This window comes from Microbacterium mangrovi, assembly GCF_000802305.1.
GTDB lineage: Bacteria > Actinomycetota > Actinomycetes > Actinomycetales > Microbacteriaceae > Microbacterium > Microbacterium mangrovi.
In genome coordinates this window covers 99003-122886 of sequence record NZ_JTDK01000017.1, presented here as the reverse complement: position 1 = coordinate 122886, position 23884 = coordinate 99003, and the positions used below count along the sequence as shown (strand labels likewise).

Annotated in this window: 21 protein-coding genes; 9 read left to right on the top strand and 12 right to left on the bottom strand. The window is 69.7% G+C overall.

Translation table 11 applies throughout. From position 1 onward, the window contains the following. Positions 1 to 115 precede the first annotated feature (115 nt). The 7 genes from LK09_RS17170 to LK09_RS17135 all read right to left on the bottom strand — a co-directional run bounded on the left by LK09_RS17170 (position 116) and on the right by LK09_RS17135 (position 8472). Positions 116 to 1768 carry a phospholipase C gene (locus LK09_RS17170; protein ID WP_039402286.1) on the bottom strand — a complete coding sequence of 551 codons (1653 nt, stop codon included), beginning with the start codon at positions 1766 to 1768 and terminating at the stop codon, positions 116 to 118. A gap of 207 nt (positions 1769 to 1975) precedes the next feature. Then, on the bottom strand, positions 1976 to 3301 hold the full coding sequence (gene efeB, locus LK09_RS17165; RefSeq protein WP_082008350.1) for an iron uptake transporter deferrochelatase/peroxidase subunit: 1326 nt from the start codon (positions 3299 to 3301) through the stop codon (positions 1976 to 1978). Then, positions 3298 to 4461 (bottom strand): EfeM/EfeO family lipoprotein, encoded by a 1164-nt coding sequence (locus tag LK09_RS17160; protein WP_231563125.1) that lies wholly within the window; start codon positions 4459 to 4461, stop codon positions 3298 to 3300. Before LK09_RS17160 ends, efeB begins: the two co-directional genes overlap by 4 nt. Positions 4462 to 4698: 237 nt before the next feature. Further along, positions 4699 to 5718 (bottom strand): ABC transporter permease, encoded by a 1020-nt coding sequence (locus LK09_RS17155; RefSeq protein WP_231563123.1) that lies wholly within the window; start codon positions 5716 to 5718, stop codon positions 4699 to 4701. Between the two features lie 71 nt (positions 5719 to 5789). Further along, positions 5790 to 6431, bottom strand: coding sequence for an ABC transporter ATP-binding protein (locus LK09_RS17150; RefSeq protein WP_052226939.1), 642 nt, complete (start codon positions 6429 to 6431; stop codon positions 5790 to 5792). Beyond that, the gene (locus tag LK09_RS17145) at positions 6428 to 7480 is read right to left on the bottom strand and encodes a peptidoglycan-binding domain-containing protein (RefSeq protein WP_052226938.1); all 1053 of its coding nucleotides are present in this window, start codon (positions 7478 to 7480) and stop codon (positions 6428 to 6430) included. The genes LK09_RS17150 and LK09_RS17145 overlap by 4 nt, the downstream gene beginning before the upstream one ends. A 680-nt stretch (positions 7481 to 8160) precedes the next feature. Further along, the gene (locus LK09_RS17135; protein WP_039402277.1) at positions 8161 to 8472 is read right to left on the bottom strand and encodes a hypothetical protein; all 312 of its coding nucleotides are present in this window, start codon (positions 8470 to 8472) and stop codon (positions 8161 to 8163) included. 352 nt (positions 8473 to 8824) lie between these two features. Here LK09_RS17135 and LK09_RS17130 point away from each other — a divergent pair, with 352 nt between their 5' ends. The 4 genes from LK09_RS17130 to LK09_RS17115 are packed head-to-tail and all read left to right on the top strand — an operon-like array spanning position 8825 to position 10683. Beyond that, the gene (locus LK09_RS17130) at positions 8825 to 9244 is read left to right on the top strand and encodes an SRPBCC family protein (protein WP_039402275.1); all 420 of its coding nucleotides are present in this window, start codon (positions 8825 to 8827) and stop codon (positions 9242 to 9244) included. Continuing rightward, positions 9241 to 9693 (top strand): MarR family winged helix-turn-helix transcriptional regulator, encoded by a 453-nt coding sequence (locus LK09_RS17125; RefSeq protein WP_039402273.1) that lies wholly within the window; start codon positions 9241 to 9243, stop codon positions 9691 to 9693. Before LK09_RS17130 ends, LK09_RS17125 begins: the two co-directional genes overlap by 4 nt. Before the next feature lie 38 nt (positions 9694 to 9731). Beyond that, positions 9732 to 10217: a carboxymuconolactone decarboxylase family protein gene (locus LK09_RS17120; protein WP_039402272.1), complete on the top strand. Its 486-nt coding sequence runs from the start codon at positions 9732 to 9734 to the stop codon at positions 10215 to 10217. A 37-nt stretch (positions 10218 to 10254) separates the two neighbouring features. Then, positions 10255 to 10683 carry a TIGR03618 family F420-dependent PPOX class oxidoreductase gene (locus LK09_RS17115; RefSeq protein WP_052226937.1) on the top strand — a complete coding sequence of 143 codons (429 nt, stop codon included), beginning with the start codon at positions 10255 to 10257 and terminating at the stop codon, positions 10681 to 10683. A gap of 59 nt (positions 10684 to 10742) precedes the next feature. Here LK09_RS17115 and LK09_RS17110 read toward each other — a convergent pair whose 3' ends face one another. Beyond that, positions 10743 to 11600: an aldo/keto reductase gene (locus LK09_RS17110; RefSeq protein ID WP_197061094.1), complete on the bottom strand. Its 858-nt coding sequence runs from the start codon at positions 11598 to 11600 to the stop codon at positions 10743 to 10745. A 126-nt stretch (positions 11601 to 11726) separates the two neighbouring features. On the opposite strand from LK09_RS17110, the gene LK09_RS17105 reads away from it, so the two are divergent. Next, on the top strand, positions 11727 to 12530 hold the full coding sequence (locus LK09_RS17105) for an SGNH/GDSL hydrolase family protein (RefSeq protein ID WP_082008359.1): 804 nt from the start codon (positions 11727 to 11729) through the stop codon (positions 12528 to 12530). 142 nt (positions 12531 to 12672) lie between these two features. Here the strand turns inward: LK09_RS17105 and LK09_RS17100 are convergent, their stop codons facing one another. Further along, the gene (locus tag LK09_RS17100) at positions 12673 to 13470 is read right to left on the bottom strand and encodes a nucleotidyltransferase domain-containing protein (RefSeq protein WP_052226936.1); all 798 of its coding nucleotides are present in this window, start codon (positions 13468 to 13470) and stop codon (positions 12673 to 12675) included. 6 nt (positions 13471 to 13476) lie between these two features. Further along, a complete protein-coding gene (locus LK09_RS17095) occupies positions 13477 to 14016 on the bottom strand; it encodes a YaeQ family protein (protein ID WP_039402270.1) in 540 nt (179 codons plus the stop codon). A gap of 209 nt (positions 14017 to 14225) precedes the next feature. Between LK09_RS17095 and LK09_RS17090 the strand changes: the two genes are divergently transcribed. From LK09_RS17090 to LK09_RS17080, 3 genes are all read left to right on the top strand, one after another. Then, the gene (locus LK09_RS17090) at positions 14226 to 14747 is read left to right on the top strand and encodes a hypothetical protein (protein WP_039402268.1); all 522 of its coding nucleotides are present in this window, start codon (positions 14226 to 14228) and stop codon (positions 14745 to 14747) included. A 13-nt stretch (positions 14748 to 14760) separates the two neighbouring features. Next, on the top strand, positions 14761 to 15219 hold the full coding sequence (locus LK09_RS17085; RefSeq protein ID WP_039402266.1) for an HTH domain-containing protein: 459 nt from the start codon (positions 14761 to 14763) through the stop codon (positions 15217 to 15219). 134 nt (positions 15220 to 15353) lie between these two features. Then, complete coding sequence (locus tag LK09_RS17080) at positions 15354 to 15860, top strand: hypothetical protein (protein ID WP_039402264.1); 507 nt, start codon at positions 15354 to 15356, stop codon at positions 15858 to 15860. A gap of 112 nt (positions 15861 to 15972) precedes the next feature. Here the strand turns inward: LK09_RS17080 and LK09_RS17075 are convergent, their stop codons facing one another. Together LK09_RS17075 and LK09_RS17070 are read right to left on the bottom strand one after the other, a co-directional pair. Then, positions 15973 to 20748 carry an NAD-glutamate dehydrogenase gene (locus LK09_RS17075; RefSeq protein WP_039402376.1) on the bottom strand — a complete coding sequence of 1592 codons (4776 nt, stop codon included), beginning with the start codon at positions 20746 to 20748 and terminating at the stop codon, positions 15973 to 15975. 136 nt (positions 20749 to 20884) lie between these two features. Further along, positions 20885 to 21241: a TraR/DksA family transcriptional regulator gene (locus LK09_RS17070; protein WP_039402373.1), complete on the bottom strand. Its 357-nt coding sequence runs from the start codon at positions 21239 to 21241 to the stop codon at positions 20885 to 20887. A gap of 164 nt (positions 21242 to 21405) precedes the next feature. Here LK09_RS17070 and LK09_RS17065 point away from each other — a divergent pair, with 164 nt between their 5' ends. Further along, entirely contained in the window at positions 21406 to 23739 is a 2334-nt protein-coding gene (locus LK09_RS17065; protein WP_039402262.1) for a hypothetical protein, read from the top strand. Positions 23740 to 23884: the final 145 nt, after the last annotated feature.

The window sequence follows — 23884 nt, the reverse complement described above, 5'->3', positions numbered from 1 at the left end:
ACCCCCAGGCCCCGCACCGCCGGTCCCTGAGCGAGCGAAGCGAGACGAAGGGACCCCGCCCCGACACGGAACGACCCCGGGGCATCCCCCGAGGTCGTTCCGTGTCGCGTGTGGATTACTGGCTGTCGCCGTCACCCGCGCGAGTGACGGAGGCGACCGAGCCGTCGGCGTTCAGCAGCACGCGCTTGTCGTCCGCCCGGCCGAACTGGAACATCGGGTTCAGCGAGCCGGCGGTGGCGTCGAACGAGCTGTCCCCGATGCGGCCGGTGCCCCAGTTGTCCTCGATGAACTTCAGCACCGAGGGCTGGGTGGTCACGTTGTGCGCGACGAAGTTCGTCTTGGCGTAGGGCGAGATCACCAGCAGCGGCAGGCGCTGGCTCGGTCCGCAGCGGTCGGCGTAGCCGCCGGCGACGGGCGCGGTCGAGGTGGTGCACACCGACGCGTCGTTGACGGTCGAGTGCGACGCGTTGGTGATCGTCGGGGCGACGTGGTCGTACCAGCCGTCCGAGTCGTCGTACGCGATGACCACCGCGGTCGAGGACCAGTACTTCGACTTCTGCAGCGCGTTGATCTCGTTGACGATGAAGTGCTGCTCGTCGATCGGGTCGGAGTATCCGGCGTGGCCGTCCTGGTACTCGGAGGCCTTCAGGAAGCTCACCGCGGGGAGGTTTCCGCCCTGCAGCGCGGAGTCGAAGTCGGTCAGGTCGTACTGGTGGTTGGCCTGGTCGGTCTTGCCGATCATGCCCACCGACGACGGGGCCAGGTGGTGCGGGTTCGACGTCGACGCGTAGTACGCGAAGGGGTTGTGGTGCGGGCTGTAGTCGACGACGGATGCCCCGGCGAGGTTGGTGTGCTTGGAACCGCACACGGAGTACGTCGCTCCGTTCGTGCCGGCGGTCGTGGTCGGGCGGAACCCGCCCTGGAACCAGCCCCACGTGACGCCCTTGCTGTTGAGCAGGTCGCCGATGTTCTTGCCGTGGCCGGCGGCGAGCGTGTTGGTGGAGGTGTGGTTCTTGTCCGAGCAGTCGTCGAACGCGGGGTCGGGGTCGTTGATGACCGTGCCGACGCCGGCCGGGTTGGGGTCGGCGAGCGTGTAGCTGCCCGGGGTGGCGACCTGCTGCCCGGTGACCGAGTCGACCTCGGTGAAGCCGTGCGTCTGGCCGGAGATGAGGTTCAGCGCGCCCGGGGTCGAGGGGCCGAACGTGGCATCCCACGAGTTGTCCGACATGGCGTAGTGCTGGGCGTAGTTCCACATGCCCGTGACGGTGTTGCCGTCGTAGTAGTCCATCGCGAGGCCGGGCGTGCCGTAGAGGCCGGTGCAGGTGTCGACGGACACGCTCTGCACGAACTTGTCCATGAGGCCGCCGTCGACGGCGTTCTGCTCGGGCTTGTACGCGTGGTTCTGGTCGCAGGTGGATGCCTGGCTCGACGCGAGCCGGGTCGGCGGGTACAGGTTCGGGTTGCTCTTCAGCGCGCCCGAGCTGACGAGGTTGTCGTTGGCAGGCGTGTGCGCGGCGGCGGTGAACGTGGTCCCGTCGGTGTTCGCCGCGTTCGGGTACGTGCCGAAGTAGTGGTCGTACGACACGTTCTCGCCGAAGATGACGACGACATGCTTGATGGGCGTCTTCGTGGAGGCCGACGCGTCGGCCACGGGATGGGCGGATGCCGCGACCGCGCCGCCGGCGGCGAGCACCGCGGTCGCCAGCAGGGCGCCGCCGACGACGAGGCGGCGACGGGTCGAGGAGGAGGGGGATGGCGCTTTTCGCACGACGAATCCTTCCGGAGTTCGATGGGGGATGTTCCGATCCTGGAGCGGGTCCATCATTCGCCCGGCAGCGGGCGAGGAGGGTGCCCAACCGATGAACGAACGGTGAAGTCTGCCCCAAATCTCGGATGCCCCGCGCAACCATCGGGCGGCATCCATCCCGGCGACGCGCGGGCGCCGGGCCGGCAGGATGCCGCGACCCGCGGCGGCTCAGCCGAGCAGCGCCCGGGCGTACCAGTCGGACCGGTCGCGCACGCCGGGCAGCGAGAAGAAGTACCCGCCGCCGACGGGCGAGATGTAGTCGACGAGGGGCTCGTCGTCGAGGCGTTTCTGCACCGCGACGAACTGGCGGTCGAGGTCCTGCTGGAACGCGTTGAACACGAGTCCCATGTCGAGGTTGCCGTCGACGTCGGTGCCGAGGTCGTAGTTGTAGCCGCGACGCAGCATCCTCGAGGCATCCGTCGCGTGCGTCCGCGGATTCGCGAGCCGGATGTGCGCGTCGAGCGGGACCGCCGATCCCTTGGGGTCGTCGGTGTAGTCGGGCACGTCGGTCTCGCGACTGCCGCTGAGCGGCGCTCCGGAGTCCCGGCGCCGTCCGATCATGCGCTCCTGCTCCGAGATGGTCACGCGATCCCAGAACTCGACGAGCATCCGGATGACGCGAAGCACGTGGTAGCTGCCCCCGGTCGCCCAGGCGGGCTCGCCGGCGCCGGACTGCACCCAGATGAGCTTGTCGGACTCGCTCGCGGCGGGGTTGACGATGCCGTCTTTGAACCCGAGCAGATTGCGGGATGCCCCGGCCGGCCGCGACGGCGAGTCGAAGCCGTCGATGCGCCAGCGCACCTGCATGGCGCCCCGGGTGTGCCGGGCGAGGTCGCGCAGGGCGTGCAGCACGACGTCCCGGCTGTCGGCGCAGAGCTGCAGCACGAGGTCGCCACCGCAGCGGACCGGATCGAGGTCGTCGTTCGCGAACGTGTCCATGGGCCGCAGTTTCGCGGGACGCTGCCTCGGGATCCCGAGCACGTCGAAGAACGTGGATCCGACGCCCACCGTCGCGGTGAGGCCGCCGGCGGGGACGTCCGGCCCGAGGAGTCCGGAATCGCTCGGCGGGGCCGAGATGCCGAGGTTCGGCGGGGTTCCGCCGGTGGTGAGGAACCGCACGCGCCCGGTGAGGGCGCGCATCAGGTCGGCGGCCTCGGCCGGGGTGGACACGGTGAGGTCGAACGCGACGAAGGCGGCGGCGGCTTGGCGCGGGGTGAGGATGCCGGCCTGATGCTCCCCATGGAACGGGATGACCCGGTCGGCGGATCCCGCGGAGGATGCCGCGGCGGCCGGCTCCGGGCGGGTCACGGCGGCGGCGCCGAATCCGGCCAGTGCCGCCCCCGACACGGCTGCGGTGCCCACGGCTCCGCGCAGGAACTGGCGGCGCGAGGCCGCGGGTGCGGGACCGGCGGCGGCCGGGACCTCTGGGCGCGAGGCGCCGGGCCTGGCGGAGTCGGCGGGGCCCGGGGCGGCGGACGGCGGGGTGGGGCTCATTGGTTCACCCGTCTCGGTTCGAGCACGGATGCCACCGGCGCGAGGTCCTCCGCGAGCTGGCCGACCTGGGCGTCGATCTTCTCGCGCTGCGCGGTGGTGAGTTTCGCGAGGGGCGGGAGGGAGGCGGCATCCTGCCGGGCCTGCGCGAGCAGCGCGAAGACCTCCGGCAGCTGGGGATCCCGGCTGATGAGCAGCGGCTTCAGGATGCCGAGCACCGTCGCAGTGCCGTCGAGGTTCGCGGCGACGGTCTGCAGATTCGATCCGCTGCCGAAGTCGGTGCGGCCGGTGAGCTCGAACTGCAGGGCGTTCTCGGTGATCTCGTGGGCGCGCAGCGCTAGGGTGAGCGGGTCGATCTGTGTTGTCTCGAACGTGGTCTTCAGGCGCCCGACGTCGGTCGCGAGTCGCTCCGCGACCGGGCGCAGGGTGGCGGCATCCTGCCCGTGCCACAGTCCGTACTCGAGTCGATGGAAGCCGGTCCAGGCCGGATCGGCCACGCCCTTCGGGAGGCCGTTGGGCAGGCCGTTCACGGCGTCGTCGAGGGCGCCGAACGCGCCGTACGCCGCCCCGAGCCGCTCGTACTGCAGGTGGGCGGGCAGCCAGTCGCGACGGGCGGCGGCCAGGTCGCCGTGCGCGAGGTCGGTGCGGAGCGCGGCGGCGAGCGCGGCGAGCTTCGGCAGCTGCCCGCTGACGTACGCCTGATACTGCCGGGTCGCGTCGAGGAGGTCGGCCTGCGCGACGGCGGCGACGGGGCTCGGCGACGTGCGCGGCCCGCCGGTGACCGTCACATCGGGGCCGATCACGGTCTGCTCGTCTTCCATCGCGCAGCGGAACGCGTACGTTCCGGCGCCGAGGGTGATGTCCATCCGGGCGGTGGTGCCGGCGGCGAGCGGGTCCACCTCGGCGTACACGGCGCCCGTGCCGGCATCCGTCAGGTACACCTCGCCGGCGCGGGAGTCGGAGTTGTGCAGGGTGAAGCGCTCGGCTCCCGGAACGGGGTCGGTCCAGCCCTGGCCGCACCGGTCCACCGAGACGTCGATCGTCGGCGCAGTCGGCACCGCGCTCGCGGGCGCCGAGCACGCGGCCAGCGTCGCCGCGGTCAGCGCGGCGAGGGCCGCCGCCGCGCCGGCGCGCACAGGGCGGGGACGGGAGGCGCGGGACACGCCCGCCAGCCTAGGAAGCCCGAGGGATGCCTCCACCCCATTTCGCCCACCGTTCACCGACCCGTCACCGTTTCGTCGTCGTCCGGCCCGGGGCGACAGGCCCGGGGCGACAGGCTCGGGGCGACAGGCTCGGCCGAGAACAGGCAGATGACCCAGAACAGGAGGATGCCGCCCGATCCGGCCTGTTCTCGGCCATGTTCCTGTTCTCAGCCGCTCAGGCTCGAGGCACACACGCGTCTACGGAACGCGCAGTTCGCGAATCGGCTCTCGCCTGCTCGCGACGATGGCGGGCAGGAGCGCTGCGACGACCGCGGTGAGGAGCGTGAGTACGCAGAGGGCGATCGTGAAGGCCGCCCTGGGCAGCGGGTCACCCGCGACAAGGAGGAGGGCGACAGCGCTCACCGCTCCGAGAGTGATGCCCGCAAGGGCGAGAACGGTCGTCTGAAAGAGCAGCAGCCCGAGGATGAAGGTGCGCGTGGCACCGAGCGCTCGGCGCCGCCCGAAGTCCTTGCGCCGCAGCATCACGAGCCCGGAGAGGATGACGCAGACCAGGATGCCGGTGACGATCAGCAGGCCGATGAGAAGCTGGCGCGAGAAGCCGCCGAGCTGGGCCTGGATGATCGATCGAAGGTGCGCGAGCGTTTCGCTGGTCTGGATCGTGAGTTTCGTCGGATCGGTTGGCGCGAGGACCGACGTGACCGCGTCGGTGAGTGCGCCGACGAGTTCGGGATGGGCCGCGACGATCAGGAGCAGACTGACGGCCTGCGGAGCTCGGGGGGCAGGCTCGGGAAGGACGACGACCGGTTCGAAGTCGGCGAGGAACTCGGGAGTCGTGATGCGGCCGCCGATGCCGTAAGTCGTGCCGTCGGTCAGCGTGATACCTCCCGCCACATCAGGCAGCCCGAGCTGAGCGAGCGCCTCCTGCGAGGCGTACGCGAGCCGGGCGGGCGCGGCGGGAGGGATGCCGAGCGAGCCCAGACCGGCACCGTACACGAGGCGCACAGGGACGCGGGTGCCGTCGGGAATACGCGCATTGGTGGCGTCGATCGCCTCCGAGAACGCTCCGGCCCAGCTGATCCCCTCGATGTGCGAGAGCCTGCGGAGCACGTCGGTCGTCAGGCCCGCACCGGGTTCGGCGCGGACCAGGATCGTTCGCGTCCCGGCCGAGTCGATCGAAGCCAGCACCTTGTCCTCAGCGCCGACGGTGCGACCGGTGGTCAGCATGACGGCGAGCACCATGCCGGCGATGATCAGCATCGTGAGTGTGGATGCGACCGGCGCCGACCGCGCGGATTTCACGGCTTCGCGCAACAGGGGTCGCTGGTGCTTCACAGCGGGATCTCCCGATCGCATGCCGCGGCGACCGCCGGCGAGTGAGTGACGACGATCACCGTCGCACCGCTGTGCGCGTGCTCGGCGAGGGCGCCCACCACGGTCCTCGTCGTCGCCGGGTCGAGGTTTCCGGTCGGCTCATCGGCGAGAAGGATGAGCGGCCGGCTCAGCAATGCGCGGCACAGCGCGATGCGCTGAGCCTGGCCGCCGGACACCTGCGTCGGCTTGCGGAGCGGCGGAACGTCGACGCTGAATCGTTCGAGGAGTTCTCGCGCGCGATGTGCGCACGCCTGACGGTCGTCGCCGCGGTAGAGGGCGACTTCGGTCACGTTGTCGATCACGGTGCGGGTCGAGTCGAGTGCGGCATCCTGGAAGACGAAGCCGAAGCGCGCGGAGCGGATGCGCGCACGGGCGGCGTCAGGCAGGGCGGATGCGGGTTCACCGTCGATCAGCACCTGACCGTGTGTCGGGCGGAGCATCAACCCGAGCAGATACAACAGCGTGGACTTTCCGCGCCCCGACGGCCCCGTGAGCGCGGTCATCGTGCCCGACTCGAATGCGGCCGACCAGTTGTCGAGCACAGGCATCCGGGGCGACCAATCGAACCCGAGTTCGCGCGCCTCGATCACCGGTTTCACTGGGGCACCGCGTCGCCGCCGGGAACGCGGACGCGCTCGCCCGCGCGCACTCCGTCGATCACGGACATCCCCTCCGCAGACGTCCTCACCCTGACTGGACGACGGGTGCCGTGATCGGTGATGACGGCGACCTTCCCATCCGCTCCGGTCACGAGCGCCGACGAGGGGACGACGAGCCCCCAAACAGTCGGTACGACGAGGACCGAGGATGACAAGCGCGTCTCGCCCTCGGGAGGGATGCGGTCGCAGTCTCGCCCGCACAGCACCGCCCCCTTGGGTCCGTCGACAGAGACCGTGACGATCTCGGTCTGCTGATCGGATACCTGCTCGCCGGAGACTCCGTGCCACACCGCGCCGCCCGGGGCGGTGACGTCGACCCGGGTTCCGCTCGTCAGGAGCGCTGCCTGCGCCGTGGTCAGCGCGAGCGTGAATCGAGGCGCGGCGGGCAACTCTTGGAGTACCGGTTCGCCGCCGGCCAGGCTTGCGCCTCGGCTGACGACCTTCGTGTCGAGCGTGACGCGAGCCGGAAGAGAAGGGAGGAAGATCACGTCGCCCCGTTCGACCGTTCCGGTGGCATCCTCGCCGCGCGACTTCTGCCAGGCCTTGATCGCGGCCACTGTTCCGGCCCCGGCGGTTCCGTCGATCGGGCCGGCGTAGAAGCGCGTCGCGGTGAGCATCCTCTGCAACTGGGAAACGTCGCGCCCACTGGTGTGCGGCCCGATCGCGCGGAATGTCGGGACCGAGCCGCGCGCGGCGACGACCGGGCGCAGATCGACCGAGTACAGGACTTGGCCGGAAGCGATGAGCTGACCGGGTTTGATGTCGACACTCGTCACCACGCCTGCCGCCCGGTTCGATCCGGCGAGCGTCGACGTCCATCGGGCGACCACATCGAGGTTCAAGGTCTGCCCCACTTTTCCTGCGGTCACGCGGGCATAGGTGTACTTGGCGACGGTCGAGGGGTCCGAAACGGGCCGGAGGACGGTGACGAGCGCCCATGACCCGGCGACCACCCCGAGAACCCCGACCAGCACGATGGCAAACCACATCGGGACGACTCGACGGACCCCATCAGCGGTTCGCTCGGGGTCATCACCGGCACGACTTCTCATGAGGGGCAGCGCGACCTATCGGTACAGATCGGCCGGGTCCTGGGGACACGCGCGTGTCGTTCGCCGAAGGTCGCTGTCCGGGATCGATGCGCTCGCGTAGGGGGTCCACGCACCCTTGGTCTCCACGAAGTACGACTCGCTCGGGGCTCGTACCGCGGGGGCGTGTCCCAGTCCCTCGAGACAGCGAACAAGCTCGGTCGACCGATACACGTACAGGCGATGGAGCTGCGCGCGAGTCAGCGGAGCCTGGTACTTCGCCGGGACCATGTACTCGACCTGGCAGGTGTAACTCGCCAACCTCAGTTGGTCTTCGAATGCCTTGTCGCCGAACCGCGGGAAGCTCACCCCTTCGCCGTCCGGGGTGAGCCCGACGTGAAATCCTGCCTTCCGCAGACACTGCACCTGAGCCGGAGCCCATTCGTCCGGAAGGACGAATCTAACCAGCTTGACCGTCGGAGGGTCCTTGATCCGCATGCCCTGGGCGTACAGCTTTGCTTGCTCTGCCACGTATCGCGCTGTCTTGGAGTCGAAGGCGCTCGTGCCCTGCGGGTTGTGCGGTGCACAACCCGTGAAGGCGATGACCGCACCGATGACCAGGGCCGCGGGCGCCGCGCGAACTACCAGCTGCACAATGCGCCGTCGTAGTACTTGCTGCCGGTCCCGGCCACGCCCCACCTCGTCGACTGACGCCACGAGTTGCTCGAGTGATAACGGTAGGTGCTCTTGTTGTTGTACTGACCGATCAGGATGTCACCTGCGTAGTGACTCACGGTCCCGTTGGCGTCCGAATAGACGTACACGTGCTTGATGCTCGGGCACGATGTCGAGCCCTGGTCGAGGATGAGCGCCGAGGCGGCAGACGAACCGGCTGCCATGAGTACTGCGGTGACGACGGCGGCCGCGCCGACTCTGATCGATGACTTCTTCACGATGTTCTCTCCCTTGGGTCGATCACCTGTCCGGCACCAGTAAACGCGCAGCGGGCCCGCAGCCTCGTCGGATCGATGAGATTGAGTGCGTTCCAAGGCAAATTGAGTAGTCCGCGGCAAAATCTGTGCGACCGGTCGCAAGGCCTGGCGGCTCGGCCGGAAACAGGCAGATGGCCCAGAACAGGAGGATGCCGGCCGATCCGGCCTGTTCTCGGCCATGTTCCTGTTCTCGGCCACCCCGGGCACCGGTTCGGGTGCCAAGAACTGCCGTTCCACCCGCAGAACTTGGCACTTGAACCCGTCGGGCGGACGGGCATATACTAAGCGCACATACTAGTTCGGGAGGCCCACCATGTGGACGACAAGCTACGACGTCACCACGACCGCGACGCCCGAGGACGTCTGGGATGCCCTGACGGCTCTGCACTCCGGCATCCCGCTCGGACCGAACTCGGACTCGTTCGAGCTGCACGGTCCGTTCGCGGCCGGCACCACCCTCACCGTCACGCCGCAGGGCCAGGAGTCGATGACCTCGACCATCGTCGAACTCGACCCGGTCCGCGTGTACGCCGACCAGACCGTGTTCGGCGACCTGACGCTCACCTTCCGTCACACGCTGGCCGCGCACGACGGGGGCACCCGGGTCACGCACACGCTCGAGATCACCGGCGACGGGTCCGACGAGGTCGGCCCGGAGCTCGGGCCGCAGATCAGCGGCGACTTCCCCGTCGCCATGGCGGAGCTCCTCGCGGCGGCCGAGTCGCGCCCGTGACCCCGGCGCTCGACTCGCAGTTCGGGGAGGCATCCGACAGTCCGGGCCTGGCCCTGTGGCGCGTGACGAACGCGTGGCAGCGCGCCGTGCGCGCCGCGCTCGTGCCGCACGATCTCACCCACGTGCAGTTCGTGCTGCTGGCATCCCTCACCTGGATGGATGCCGCCGACCCGGTCACCCAGCGCGACCTCGCCGCGCACGCCGGCACCGACGTGATGATGACGTCGCAGGTGATCCGGACCCTCGAAGCGAAGGGATTCGTGACGCGGATGCCGCATCCCACCGACGGGCGGGCGGTGGCGCTCGCCCCCACGCCGACCGGGGCGGCGCTCGCGAACCGGGCGAATGCCGATGTCGAAGCCGCCGATCGCGCCTACTTCGCCGCGCTCGACGGTCCGGACCTGGCGACCTTCACCCGGTGCCTGGGAGTTCTCGACCACCGCGCGTGAGCGGCGCGTCGAACGACCGGGCTTGAGAGGATCGCAGAATGATCACACCTCCCACGCCCGGTCCGAACAGCACGCCCCGCCTCGACTTCGACGCGCTGGTGCCCCGGTTCAGTTCGGCGATGAGCCGGTTGGATGCCGTCGCGGGCCTCGGCCTCGAGCCGTCGCTGCGCGAGCTGGTGCGCCTGCACGCATCCACCATCAACGGCTGCGCGTACTGCATCGACATGCACGCGAAGGATGCCCGCGCCGGCGGCGAGACCCAGCAGCGGCTCGACGCCCTGCCGGCCTGGCGGGAGACCGACTGGTTCTCCCCCCGCGAGCAGGCTGCGTTCGCGCTGACCGAGGCGGTCACGGTGCTCACCGACGGGCACGTGCCGGCCGATGTCTTCGACGCCGCCGCCCAGCAGTTCGCACCGGACGAACTCGCCCAGCTGATCTCGCTGCTCGTGACGATCAACGCCTGGAACCGCATCGGCGTCACCACCCGCTGCTGGGAGCCCGGCAGCTACGAGCCGGCGTCCTGAGCCGGGCGACGAGGACGACCGACCACCGGAGGCACCCATGGAGCTGACCGACACGCAGCAGGAGTTCCTGCGGAATCACCACGCGGCCGCCATGATCACCGTCGCCGACGACGGGAGACCGAAGGCGGTGCGGGTGGGGGTCGCGCTCGTCGACGGGCGGCTGCGCAGCAGCGGCACGGCGGGGCGCGTCCGCACGGAGCGACTGCGTCGTGATCCGCGCTGCACGCTGTTCGTGTTCGACAAGGCATATGCGTATCTGAGCATCGAGGCGACGGTGACGATCCTCGACGGTCCGGACGCCCCGCAGCTCAACGTGGACCTGTTCCGCGTGATGCAGGGCCGCCCCACCGGGCCCCTCGCCTGGTACGGCGAGGAGCTCGAGGAGGATGCCTTCCGCGCCCGCATGGTCGACGAGCAGCGCCTCGTCTACGAGTTCATGCCGACGAAGGCATATGGCCCGCACTGACCCGGCATCCCGTGCCGTTCCCTGCATCCGGCGCCCGGCATCCTGGCCGTGCGCCGGCGTCACGGCAAAGGGTGCACCGGCATGAGGGGCATCCCGGCGGCCATCGCCCAGCGTGGCACGCGCATCATGGGCCGGTCGGTGCCGAGGGCGTCGATGCCGGCCATCTCGGCGTCGGTCAGCTCGAAGTCGAACAGCTCGAGGTTCGCCAGGATGTGGGCCGGGTCGGTCGACTTCGGAATCGCGACGAACCCGCGCTGCAGATGCCACCGCAGCACCACCTGCGCCGCCGATTTGCCGTGCGCGGCGGCGGCGGTCGCGATCACCGGCTCGGCGAGGAGCTTCTTCGATCCGTGCGCGAGCGGGTACCAGGCTTCGGCGACGATGTCGTGCCGGGCCAGGTAGGGCAGGAGGTCGGGCTGCTGCCAGTACGGATGCAGCTCCACCTGGTTCACGGCGGGCGCGATCCGGGCGTCCGCCAGCAGCGGGTCGAGATCCGCGACGGTGAAGTTGCTCACCCCGATGGAGCGCACCTTGCCGGCATCCACCGCGTCTTCGAGCGCGCGCCACGCGCCCCGGATGTCGCCGACGGGCTGGTGCAGCAGCAGCAGGTCGATGGTCCCGGTGCCGAGGCGCTCGAGGCATCCGTCGATCGCGCGAGCCGCCTTCTCGTACCGGAACTGCGAGGGCCACAGCTTGGTGGTGACGAAGACGTCGTCGCGGGGGACGCCGGATGCCCGGATGCCCCGGCCGACGGCCCGTTCGTTCCGGTAGAGCACGGCGGTGTCGAGCAGGCGGTATCCGGCTTCGAGTGCGGTGAGGACGCTGGCTTCGCAGACGGCGACGTCGGACACGAGGTAGACCCCGAGCCCGAGTTGCGGCATGGCGCGACCGTTCGAGAGCGGGAGGCTCGGGATCATGCGGGTTCCTTCGGGTAGGACGCTCCCAGCAGTATCCACCCATCCGGCCGGGCCGCGCAGGCCCCGAGCACCGGGCGGGGATCTTCAGGGCCCGTGCTCACGGCTTTCTTGACGTACGCTCTGCTCATGCACGCGCACGGCCGTTTCCGGGCACGGCGGCCGTGGCTCCTGGTCGGGGCCGCTCTGGTCGTCGCGGTGCTGTGCGCCCTGCTGGCGACCCGGCCGTGGGATCCCCTGCAGACCCCGGCGGATGCCTCGGGCGGCAAAGCGGCGGCGCAGGCATCCGGATCCGCCCCGCTGGTGCTGCGCCCGGGCGAGCGCGTGCTCGTCTTCGGCGACTCGTGGGTGTACGGCTCGGCGGCGATCCGGCCGACCCTCGGCTTCGCGTACCTGCTCGCCGACAAGCTCGACGTGCACACCATCGTCGCGGGCGTGCGCGGCAGCGGCTACCTGAAGCCCGGGATCGACGGCCCCGCGTACGGCGCGCGCATCGCGGCGCTCGATCCGTCCCTCGACCCTGAGCTGATCATCGTCGAAGGGTCGATCAACGACCGGCACCGCTACCCGACGGGGTACCGCGCGGCGGTGACGAGTGCGTGGAACGCGCTGGCGGCGAAGTATCCGAAGGCGCAGATCGTGATCCTCGGCCCGGCCCCGCAGGTGCTTCCGGTGGAGCCGGCGACGGCGAAGATCGACACCACCCTGCGCGAACTCGCCGCCGCCCGCAGCTGGCCGTACCTGTCGCCGATCGCGGAGAAGTGGATCACCCCGGCCAACTACCTCGACGTCATCGACACCAGCCGCACGGCGAGCAACCACCCGTCCACGGCCGGTCACGCCTACCTCGCCGACCGCGTCGCCGCCGACCTCCGCAAGCTCGAGCGGGCCCCCGTCGTCGCCGCCGAGGGCTCCCCCTCCCCGACGCCCTGACACCCGGGACCCGCGCCCTGAGCCCCGGACCCGCGCCCTGAGCCCCGGACCCGCGCCCTGAGCCTGTCGAAGGGCAAGACCCCGGGCACATGGGCTTCGACAAGGTCAGCCCGCCCCACCCGCGCACAACCCCGGGGACGCGTCAGCCGCGATCGAGTTCGGCCAGGAACCACTCGTCGGCACGTCTGCACACCTGCTGTTGACGGTCCTGGTCCGGCATCCGCACGTCGAAGACGGCACCCCGCTCGAGTTCCGCCGCGACGAAGTCCTCGAGCACTCCAGGCGGAGTCCCGGCACCGAGCTCGCGCGTCACGGCCTTCGCCGCGATCAGTTCGCTTGCGGCATCCCGGATCTGCGATGTCACGCTCGACTCCGCGAGCAGGGTCGGCAGGTCCATCGGCGGGATGACGGCCTCCGGATGATCGTCCATCCACCGCAGGGCCGCGGCCGGACGCAGCGCGTAGAAGAACCGCTTGAGCGAGCCGGACCCGATATGCAGCTGCCGCCGCCCGACGTGCAGATAGTGCCGGCCGACGGCATCCCGCGGCATGATCTCGTCACCGAGTGCGAGAAGCCGATCGCGGAACCCCTCATCGCCGGAGTAGACGATGGGCGACTGCAGCCACTCGATGGCGGCGACGTTGCCCTTCGCGATCAGACGCACGGCCTTGGCGAGATCCCACCCGTTGACGTCGAAGATGTGGTCGAGCGGTGTCTCGATGACGTCGCGCACCCTCCAGAGCGTCAGGTACGCGGACGGATGCCGCACGTAGATGAAACGGCAGTCGTAGTCGCTGTCCGGAGACGGAAAGCCCCACGCCCGGCTTCCGCTCTCGATCGCCCACGGGATGCGCACGTCGTGCGTGCGCGCGACATCCTGTAGCCGCTCGTCGATGTCCGCGACGATCTGCGGGTCCATCCCCGCCGGGATTGCGCGCATGGCTGCTCAGACGATCGGGTGGTCGTGGATGTCGGACTCGACGCTCGTGCCGTTCAGCTCGAGGTAGACGTGCCGCTCCGTGACCGAGACGGTCAGCGTGTTGCGGCGTTCCAGGCCGGTGGTCGCGGCGTCGATGAACCCGGGATCGAAGCTGTGCACCACGATCGCCTCGGAGTTGTGGATGCGCTTGCCCGACCACTGGGCGATGACCTTCGCGGGATCCCGGTGCGTGTACACGGTCGCGCGGCCGGCGAGCTTGCTGCCGTAGTGCAGGCGGGCGGCATCCGGCGCGCCCACTTCGATCCACGCCGTCACCGCGCCGGTGAGGTCGCGCACCAGCACGGCCGGCTCCTCGGTCGCCGAGATGCCCTCACTGAACTCGATACCCTCCTCGTACTCGAGGAGGTAGGCGAGCAGCCGCGTCATCATGAACGCATCCGTCTCGGACGGATGCCGCGCCAGCCGCAGCGCCAGCGACTCGTAGACACCGCGGTCCACATCGGCCAGTTGGACGTCGAAGGTGTGGATCGTTGCGCCTGCGGCCATAGGCCCCGAGCCTACCTGCCGGGCTCACTCTCCACGGTTTCTTCCGTCGACTACTCAATCTGCTCGTTCGAGTACTCAATTTCCGGCGCGACGAGTCTCGTGAGCGCCCATGCCTGTACCCAGGACTTACCTCTCAGACGAGGTGACGGACGAAGGCGTAGTCACATCGGGCTACGAAGTCCGTCTTCAAACGGGAAGGGAAAGGTCACATGAAGATCAAGACCAGCGCATTGCTCGTGGCGGCGATGCTAGCGGCAGGGATGGTGGCGAGCGGAGGTACAAGTACCGCGTATGCGGCGACGAGCGGGAGCAGTTCGTCGCAGTTTCAGCTCGATATCGGCGGACAGACCGTCGACATCAGTGATGGTGAATCTGTGAACGTCGGGATGGCCGCTCTGGAGACGTCCCACGTGCCTAGGATGTTGATTTCGCCGAACGCGACCTACTCGGGGAACTGCGGATATCTCACCGTCTCGGCGTCAGCAGGTGTGTTTCACTGGAGCATCACAATGACCTGCCCGGCGACAACGTTCTCCGGAAGCTTCTCCATCATTGACACCAACAACGGACAGAGTGGCGGCTTGGTGTCGACGACGAGGTTCTCTGGGTCGGCACCGACGAGCAGGCTCCACGGACACAGGTATCTTGGGACGCTCTCCGGACAAGCGCTCCTCTTGGGAGTCCCCGTGGCAGCAACGATGCCCAACAACACCAGTTACAAGTACCCCTAAGCGAGGAACAACCATGGGTTCGGTCGATGTGATCGGCGAGCTGGCACGTCTCGTCGCGGAGGATGCCGTCTCTGAAGGGGCGCTCGCGGCGATGACGCAGATCGACGCAGCGAAACTCCACTCGACGCTTGCCGAGCGCCGGCCCCCGCCCGGCACGATGGTCGCCGCGGGGCGGGAGGCGTTCGCGCCCGGCGACAGCATGCGGGTGTCGATACTCGCCGGGCTGTTGACGGAGGGGACGACCGTGGGCGACGACGAGCGGCTGACGTCGATCCTCGAGTCGCTGACCGGCGAGATGTGCCTCACCCCCGAGAACATCGCCCGGCTCACCGGCCTCGACCCCGCTGACGTGGAACGCGGCCTCGCCGACCCACGATCGCTGGCGTTGGAGGCCAAGTATGCGCTTGCGCTTCGAACCTCGTTCCTCGTCAATGCGATCAACCTGGTCCGCGCTGTTCCTCGTTCGAGCTGAAAGCGCAGCGCGGACCGCATGAGGCGGAGCATGGGGTCTTCTCGTTCGAGGCCGCCTCACGGGTCGTCCCGCATGGCGGCCCGCGCCATTGAGCCACAGCTGTCGATCTGCGGCAGCACCGTCGCGGATCGAGCATGAGCACCGGCGGCGTCGCGCGCAGCGAACCTCACATCACGATCCTCGGCATCCTCGCCGGGGCAGGAGTAGGTCTCCTCGCCGGCGCTGCCGTGCTCGGGATCGCCACATCAGGCGGGTCGACCGTGCTCGGTGCTGTGAACGCCCTCGGGTACCTCCTCGCCGGGTACCTCGTCCTGTTGCCGACAACTCTCGCCGTCGGCGTCCCCGTCCTGCGACGAACGCGCCGCCACTCGGCGAGTCCCCGGGCGACGCTCCTCGTCGTGGGACTCGCAGGACTGGGACTCGCGGTCGTGGCGAGCGTTGTCGCTGGACTCCTCACGTACGAGATGTGGCCCTGGTTCCTCGCCCTCATCCCGGCGACGATCTGGTGTCTGGCGCCCGCGCTCCTCTTCTCGCAGGTACTCTCGCGGCACCCTCGCGTCGCCGTCTGCCTCGTCGCACTCGTCGGCGTGCTCGCCGGACTCGGCGCGCTGTACTTCGGCATACAGCTGGTCATCCACTGATCCACGGCTGGCCCTCGTTCGAGGAGCGTGCACGAAACGAGGACGGATGCCGCGGCATCCGTCCTCGTTTCGTCAGATCCCCTCGTTCGAACCCGCGAAACGACCGGCCGCCTCAGTGCACCAGCGAGCGCAGCCGGCGCACCGCGACCGACAGGGTCGCGAGCCCGGAGCCGTCCTCCGCGTGGGCGGCGGCGAGCGCCTCCGCCAGCACGCGCCGAGCGGTGGGACCGGCATCCTCGAGCCACGCCTCGATCCGGGTCTCGGGGTCGGCGGGCTCGGTGACCTGGTGGATCGTCGCGGTGAGCTCGATCATCACGGCATACAGGTCGTCGCGCATCGTGGCTCGCGCCATCGACCCCCAGCGGTCGGTCTGCGGCAGCGCGGTCGCCTTGGTCAGCATCTCCTCGAACCGCAGCCGCGCCGACATCGCGTAGTACAGCTCGGCCACCTCGCGCAGCTCCCACCCGCGCACGCGCGAGCACTCGGCGATGTCCAGCAGCGAGAACGCGTCGAGGATGCCGGCGCCGTGGCGGGCGAGCTCGGGCGGGATGCCGGCATCCTGCAGCTCGACCATCCGGCCGGCGAACCGCTGCAGGTCGCTGCCGAGCAGCAGCTCGCCGAGGTCGGCCCAGAGCGAGACGACCGGATGCCGGAAGTCGTCGATCTGCCGCCCGATGTCGAATCCGTCGGGGCGGTGCTGCACGAACCAGCGGGTGGCCCGGTCGAGCAGCCGGCGGAACGTGAGGTACAGGTCGGTCTGCACGGCGGTGGGCACGAGGTTGTCGGTGGCTTCGACGGCCGCGACGAAGCCGCGCAGGTCGAAGATCTCGCGCACGGCCACGTACGAGCGGGCGATCTGCTCGCTGGATGCCCCGGTCTCGTCGGCCGCACGCGAGGCGAACGTGATGCCGCCGCGGTTGACCATCGAGTTCACGATCGCGTTGACGATGATCTCGGTGCGCAGCGGGTGCGCGTTGAGGTCGCCGACGTACGCCTGGCGGATCGGCTCCGGGAAGTACTCGGCGAGGGTGCCGGTGAACCACGGGTCGTCGGCGAGACCGGACGCGTTCAGGTCGGTCTTCAGCGCCAGCTTCGCGTAGGCGAGGAGCACCGCGAACTCGGGCCGGGTCAGGCCGCGGGATTCGCCCTCGCGCACCTGCACCTCGGCGGGTCCGGGCAGGAACTCCAGTTCCCGGTCGAGTTCGTCGCGCTCCTCGAGCCACTCCATGAGCCGCTCGTGCACCGGCAGCATCACGGCGGCGTTCGAACGCGAGTTGCCCAGAAGCACGTTCTGCTCGTAGTTGTCGCGCAGCACCTGCTCGGCCACCTCGTCGGTCATCGACCGGAGCAGTTCGTTGCGGGCTTCCCGGTCGAGGCGCCCGTCGCGTTCGAGGGCTCCGAGCAGGATCTTGATGTTCACCTCGCGGTCGGAGGTGCCGACGCCGGCGGAGTTGTCGATCGCGTCGGTGTTGATGCTGACCCCGGCGAGTGCGGCTTCGATGCGGCCGCGCTGGCTGACGCCGAGGTTGCCGCCTTCGCCGACCACCCGCAGGCGCAGCTGGTTGCCGTTGACGCGGATCGCGTCGTTGCCGCGATCGCCGATCTCGGCATCCGTCTCGTCGCTCGCCTTGATGTAGGTGCCGATGCCGCCGTTCCAGAACAGGTCGACGGGGGCCAGCAGCACCGCGCGCTTCAGTTCGAGCGGGGTGAGCCGGGTCACGGCGGGGTCGAGGCGCAGCGCCTCGGCCATCTCCGGGGTCACCGGGATGGACTTCAGCGACAGCGGGAACACTCCGCCGCCCGCCGAGATGAGCGACCGGTCATAGTCGTCCCACGAGGAGCCGGGCAGCTCGAACAGGCGTTTGCGTTCCGCGAAGGATGCCGCGGCATCCGGATGCGGGTCGACGAACACGTGCCGGTGGTCGAACGCCGCGACGAGGCGGATGTGCTCGCTGCGCAGCATCCCGTTGCCGAACACGTCGCCGGACATGTCTCCGACGCCGACGACGGTGAAGTCCTCGGTCTGGGTGTCCAGGCCGAGCTCGCGGAAGTGCCGCTTGACCGACTCCCACGCGCCGCGCGCGGTGATGCCCATGGCCTTGTGGTCGTAGCCGGCCGAGCCGCCGGACGCGAACGCGTCGGCGAGCCAGAATCCGTACTCCTCGGAGATCGCGTTGGCGATGTCGGAGAACGTGGCCGTGCCCTTGTCGGCGGCGACCACGAGGTACGAGTCGTCGCCGTCGTGGCGGACGACGTTCGGGGGCGGCACGATCTCGGAGCCGTCACGGTTGTCGGTGACATCCAGCAGGCCCCGGATGAAGGTGCGGTACGCGGCCTTGCCGCCCTCGAGCCAGGCGGCGCGGTCGGTGGGGGCGGGCAGTCGCTTGGCGAAGAATCCGCCCTTGGACCCGGTCGGCACGATGACGGCGTTCTTGACCATCTGCGCCTTGACGAGGCCGAGGATCTCGGTGCGGAAGTCCTCCCGGCGGTCGCTCCAGCGCAGCCCGCCGCGGGCGACCTTGCCGAAGCGCAGGTGCACGCCCTCGACCTCCGGCGAGTACACCCAGATCTCGGCCATCGGGTGCGGTTTGGGCAGGCCGGGCACCCGGGAGCAGTCGAGCTTCATCGACACCCACGGCTTCGCTCGGCCGTCGGCATCCGGCTGGTAGAAGTTGGTGCGCCAGGTCGCGTCGATGACGCCGATGAACGAGCGCAGGATGCGGTCGTCGTCGAGGCTGGAGACGGCATCCAGCTTGCGCAGCAGCTCGGCTTCGACGGCCTCCACCTGCGTGGCGCGGTCGCCGCTGACGCCGGGGTCGAAGCGCAGCGCGAACAGGCGCACGAGCTCGCGCGCGAGGTCGGGGTGCGCGACGAGGGCCTGCTCGATGTACTCCACCGAGAACGCCGAGCCGATCTGGCGGAGGTACATCGCGATCGAACGGAGGATGACGATCCGCCTCCAGTCGAGGCCGCCGAGCAGCACCAGCGAGTTGAGGCGGTCGCTTTCGGCGGCGCCGGTCCAGGATGCCGCGAAGGCGTCTTCGAAGTCGGTGCCCCAGGCCGGGTCGTTCCAGCGCTCGACCACCGGCGCGATGAGGCCGAAGTCGGAGATGTACCGGATCTCGCCGCCGGGCAGGGTGATCGTGTACGGGCGCTCCTCGACGACGTCGGTGCCGAGGTCGGTGAGGATCGGCAGCACCTGCGTCAGCGGGTACTCGCGGTGCGAGACGACGGTCAGCACGCGCTTGTCGGGATCGTCGCGCTCGGGCACGTTGAGGTGCACCGCGAACTCGCGCGAATCCAGGCTCTCCAGCAGGGCGATGTCGTCGAGGGCCTCGTCCGGGCGTACCGACTCCTTGTACGCGAGCGGGAACGCCTCGCCGTACTGGGCGAGCAGGCGCGCGGTCTCGTCCTCGCCGTACTCCTGGTGCAGCACGTCGACGAACGCCTCGTCCCAGCCGCGCACCGCCTCCATCAGCTGCGCCTGCAGGGCGGTCTCGTCGACCTCGGGCAGCGCGGTGCCGCGCGGCACGCGCACCACGAAGTGCAGCTGCGCGAGCGGGGCATCCCCGACCCACGTGGCATGGTCGACGTTGTCGGTTGCGAAGACCTTGCGCAGCAGGTTCTCGATCCGCAGGCGAAGCGCCGTGTTGTAGCGGTCCTTGGGCAGGTAGACGAGGGCCGAGACGAAGCGCCCGAACTCGTCGCGCCGCAGGAACGCGCGGGCCCGGCGGCGCTCCCGCAGCCGGCTCACCTCGGTGGCGACCTGGAGCAGGTGGTCGGTGGTGTCCTGGAACAGCTCGTCGCGCGGGTACTGCTCGAGGATCTGCAGCAGGTCCTTGCCGGAGTGCGACATCGGCGTGAATCCGGATGCCTCCAGCACCGCGTGCACCTTCGTCGACGCGATCGGGAGGGTCGTCACCGAGGCGGCGTACGCCCCCGAGGCGAACATGCCGAGGAAGCGCCGTTCGCCGGTGACGTTGCCGTGCTCGTCGAACGTGCGCGCGCCGATGTAGTCGAGGTAGACGTCGCGGTGGACCGTGGCGCGGGAGTTGGCCTTGGTGATGGTGAGCAGGCGCGGCTCGCGGGCGGTGCGCTGCGCCTCGGGGCGCAGGTGCGCGGGCGCGGTGGTGGGCTTGCGCAGGATGCCGAGACCGGTGTGCGGGACGGGCGTCAGGATGTCTTCACCGTCGGCATCCGTCTCCAGCGCGTACTCGCGGTAGCCGAGGAAGGTGAAGTTGTCGTCGGCGAGCCAGCTGAGGAAGTCGATCGTCGGCTGGATCGTCGCCGGGTCGGCCGACGCGGGCGGGGCGGTGCGCAGGTCGGTGACGATGTCGAGGCAGGCGCGGCGCATGGACTGCCAGTCGTCGATCGCGGCGTGCACGTCGCCCAGCACCGACAGCAGGCGCTCCTCGAGTTCGGTGCGGCCCTCCTCCGTGGGGATGCGGTCGACCTCCAGGTGGATCCACGACTCGAGGTCGCCGCCGTGGGCATCCATCTCGAGCAGCTCGCCCTGCTCGTCGCGGCGCACCGCGACGATCGGGTGCACGAGCAGATGCACGCTGAGCCCCTGCCGGGCGATCGCGGCGATCACCGAGTCGACGAGGAACGGGGCGTCGTCGGTGCAGATGTTGACGATGGTGCGGCGGGAACTCCACCCGTGCTCGCTGAGCGTGGGCGTGAACACCGCCACGCGGGTCTGCCCCTTCGTCCGGCGCGCGGCGAGGTCGCGCATCGACCGGGCGGCGCCGACGATGTCGCGGGGCTCGCGTTCGGCGACATCCTCGGGGTCGAGACCCCCGATGATCCGTTCGAGGCCGTCGCGCAGCTCGGGGTCGAGCTCGGCGATCGCTTCGCGAAGTGCAGTGGAACCGGTTGTGTTGCCCATGAACCCCATCGTCCAATCCAGCGGCTGCTCGTGGCGCCGTCAGCGTGTGATTTGAGCATATTCGCCCCGAGATTGAGTAGTGCTCGGAGTTTTCCGGTGAGCGGCAGAACGCACCGATCGGTGATCCCGGATCGGGTCAGCCGCCGGTGGCCTCGGTGCACTCCACGCACATCGCCGCCATGGGCCGCACCTCGAGGCGTCCGGCGGGGATCCGCTTGCCGCACCGGATGCACACGCCGTACGTGCCGTCCGCGACGCGGCCCAGCGCACTCTGGATCTGCACCTGTTCGGCGAGCGCCGACCGCCGGAGCGCGTCGATCCGCTGCCATTCGGCGGAGAGGGTCACACCCTCGGGATCGTGTTCGTCGTCGGCGACACCGTCTGCGCGCTCGGCCCGCATCTCTTCGACGTCGAGGTCGAGATGCGCGAGCGTCTCTTCGAGCGCGGCCGCGCGTTCCTGCAGTCGCCGCACGGGATCCGTTGTCCGGGGCATGACCTGACGATACGCCCGCACACCGAATCCCCGGGTCAAGCTCGGCATCCGATTCATTCCGCGCCGGGCATCCGGTTCGCGGTGGATGCTCTTCCGCGGGTCCGGATGCGGGGGGACAATAGCGACGGACCGACCTTGATTCTGGGGCATCAAAGGGGGTTGGCATGACGATCTCGGCTTTGAGCGGGGAGCAGCTGGCGGGCCTCGATTTCGGGTGGCTTCCGGAACCGTACGAGGAGCCCTGGCAGTCGTTCGAGAGTCCCGCGCAGACCCTGGAGGCGCTCGTCGACGCGGAGATGCGCGGCTCGGATCTCGGCGGGACGGCGGGCGGTGTGCGGGCGGCCGTCCTGCGCGACGCGAATGCCCTCCTGGAGGGCGCCTTCGAACAGCAGCAGCGGTTCCTTCGCCGCCTGGAGCGGCTCAACCAGCAGAACGAGCGCGTCGGCCGGCATCCCGGATTGCGCTGGGTGGGACTCGGGATGCTGCTGTTCGGCATCCTCGGGGGTCTGATCGGGCTCCTCCTCGCGCCGTACCTGCTGGCGCGCAGTCTGAACCTGGCGACCGTGTGGGTCATCGTCATCCCGATCGCCCTGCTCGTCACGCTCGGCGCGCTGGTGCTGGTCGTGTACGGATCCGCGCCGCTGTGGGTGTCGATCCGGATCGTCGTCGGGGTGGCCGAGGTGGTGGCGACCGTCGGGTTCGTCTGGGCGGCGATCCAGCTCACGCCGGGCACGGTGCTCGGCGTCGTCCTCGGCCTCGCGGTGTCCGCGGTCTTCTTCGCGGTCGGGATGGTCGGGAACACGCTGTGGACCCGCTACGGGGTCGACCACGGCTACGAGCTGCAGACCTTCTACGACCAGTGGCGCGCGACTCTTCTGAAGGTGTCCGTCGTGCCGGCGCTGAATGCGGCGATGAATGCCGCCACCGTCACGAATTACTCGCTGAAGCTGCATCTGTCCGGCCCGATCAGTCCGGCCGGATCCCCGGCGGTCATCGACACGAGTGCGGCGAACGACCTGCGCGAGGCGATGGCCTGGCGAACGAGCGGCAGTTTCGCGCTCGCGGGTCCCCGCGGATCCGGAAAGACCACTCTGCTGCACCGCTGGGCGTCCGGCGCATACGCCGGGGGCGATTCGAGCACGAGGGCGGTGCGGCGCGACCTGATCGTCGAGGTCAGCGCGCCGGTCGGGTACGACCAGAAGGAGTTCCTCGTCTACCTGTTCGGGCGCCTGTGCGAGGCCGTCGAGGGATATGCCCGGCGGTATGCGACGGCAGCCATGGTCGATGCGAGCGGTCGGGTCGTGCCGGCGCGACCTTCGCTGCCCGGCATCCGCGATGCGCACCCGCAGGCCCGGGCGGATGTCGACGGCCTGCCGAGTCTCGTGCGGCTCGCCCAGCACGAGCGCGACACGATCCGCTACATCCAGCGCACGACGTCGTCACGGGAGCTCAGCGCCGGCGTCGGATACTCGGGGCTCAGTCTGGGCGGCAAGGCGGGCGAGTCGATCGAGCGCAGCAAGGTCCCGCTGAACTACCCGGAGCTCGTCGACGAGTTCCGGTGGTTCCTCGAACAGGCGGCGAAGGTGGTGACCACCGAGCCGGCCGATCGGCAGCCGTCGCGGCTGCTCGGGCCGTACGCCATCGGTCCGTACACGCCGCCGCGGCCGCCCGAGCCGTCGGCTCCGCGCGGGAGCGTGCTGATCGCGATCGACGAGCTCGACCGCATCAGCGACGGGGAGCTGGCGCAGAAGTTCATCAACGAGCTCAAGGCGGTGTTCGGGGTTCCGAACTGCTACGTGCTGGTGTCGGTCTCGGAGGACGCCCTCGCCGAGTTCGAGCTCGCCGCGATGGGCCTGCGCACCGTCTTCGACAGCGCGTTCGACGAGATCATCCGGGTCGACTACCTCGGCCTCAGCGAGGCGGAGGAGCTGCTCGACCGGCTCGTGGTCGGACTGCCGCGCCCGTTCGTCGCCCTTGCGTACGTGATGTCGGGCGGTCTCGCCCGCCAGCTGGTGCGCATCGCGTACCAGATCGCCGAGATGGGACGCGCCGACACCGGAGCGACGCTCGACGAGACATCCGCCCGGCTCGTGCAGCGTCAGCTGCACCGCACGGTGCGCGCCGCCAGCGATCGCCTGTTCGGCTCGGTGGAGAGCCGGCTCGGCGCGGACCTGTTCCGGCAGCTCGACGAGCTGTCGCCGAAGGATGCCGTCTCGAGCAGCGACCTGCGCATCGCGGAGGGGACGCTGCGCACGCTCGCCACCACGCCGGATGACCCGGCCTTCATCTCGGGCCTGCGCGACGAGCTGGCGGCCATGTGCAACTACCTCGCGACGGTGCTCGAGATCTTCGACAGCACGCTCGGCGAGCGCCGGTTCGAGCGGCGCCTCGGGTCGGGTCCGGGCAGCTACGACACGCTCGCCCGCGCCCGGCGGTACCTCGGCGCGAACCCGCACGCCGCCGACGAGCTGCTGGCGACCTTCCGGCAGGTGCACTGACTCCCCGCCCCTGCCTCCCCGGCGTCCCGCGGCGACGATCCGTCACGATCGCACGGCGCAACCCGCCATTCGTGACGGATCCGTGCGGGCCCGCAGCAGCGATCCGTCACGATCGCACAGCTCAACCCGCAATTCGTGACCGATC

Bases quoted from the DNA above. Each gene is read 5' to 3' on its own strand.
- LK09_RS17090 (WP_039402268.1), top strand. From the start codon at position 14,226: ATGAAGATCAAGACCAGCGCATTGCTCGTGGCGGCGATGCTAGCGGCA.
- LK09_RS17095 (WP_039402270.1), bottom strand. From the start codon at position 14,016: ATGGCCGCAGGCGCAACGATCCACACCTTCGACGTCCAACTGGCCGAT.
- LK09_RS17110 (WP_197061094.1), bottom strand. From the start codon at position 11,600: ATGATCCCGAGCCTCCCGCTCTCGAACGGTCGCGCCATGCCGCAACTC.
- LK09_RS17065 (WP_039402262.1), top strand. From the start codon at position 21,406: ATGACGATCTCGGCTTTGAGCGGGGAGCAGCTGGCGGGCCTCGATTTC.
- LK09_RS17085 (WP_039402266.1), top strand. From the start codon at position 14,761: ATGGGTTCGGTCGATGTGATCGGCGAGCTGGCACGTCTCGTCGCGGAG.
- LK09_RS17070 (WP_039402373.1), bottom strand. From the start codon at position 21,241: ATGCCCCGGACAACGGATCCCGTGCGGCGACTGCAGGAACGCGCGGCC.
- LK09_RS17115 (WP_052226937.1), top strand. From the start codon at position 10,255: ATGGAGCTGACCGACACGCAGCAGGAGTTCCTGCGGAATCACCACGCG.
- LK09_RS17155 (WP_231563123.1), bottom strand. From the start codon at position 5,718: ATGCTGATCATCGCCGGCATGGTGCTCGCCGTCATGCTGACCACCGGT.
- LK09_RS17100 (WP_052226936.1), bottom strand. From the start codon at position 13,470: ATGCGCGCAATCCCGGCGGGGATGGACCCGCAGATCGTCGCGGACATC.
- LK09_RS17080 (WP_039402264.1), top strand. From the start codon at position 15,354: ATGAGCACCGGCGGCGTCGCGCGCAGCGAACCTCACATCACGATCCTC.
- efeB (WP_082008350.1), bottom strand. From the start codon at position 3,301: ATGAGCCCCACCCCGCCGTCCGCCGCCCCGGGCCCCGCCGACTCCGCC.
- LK09_RS17120 (WP_039402272.1), top strand. From the start codon at position 9,732: ATGATCACACCTCCCACGCCCGGTCCGAACAGCACGCCCCGCCTCGAC.
- LK09_RS17130 (WP_039402275.1), top strand. From the start codon at position 8,825: ATGTGGACGACAAGCTACGACGTCACCACGACCGCGACGCCCGAGGAC.
- LK09_RS17075 (WP_039402376.1), bottom strand. From the start codon at position 20,748: ATGGGCAACACAACCGGTTCCACTGCACTTCGCGAAGCGATCGCCGAG.
- LK09_RS17105 (WP_082008359.1), top strand. From the start codon at position 11,727: ATGCACGCGCACGGCCGTTTCCGGGCACGGCGGCCGTGGCTCCTGGTC.
- LK09_RS17145 (WP_052226938.1), bottom strand. From the start codon at position 7,480: ATGTGGTTTGCCATCGTGCTGGTCGGGGTTCTCGGGGTGGTCGCCGGG.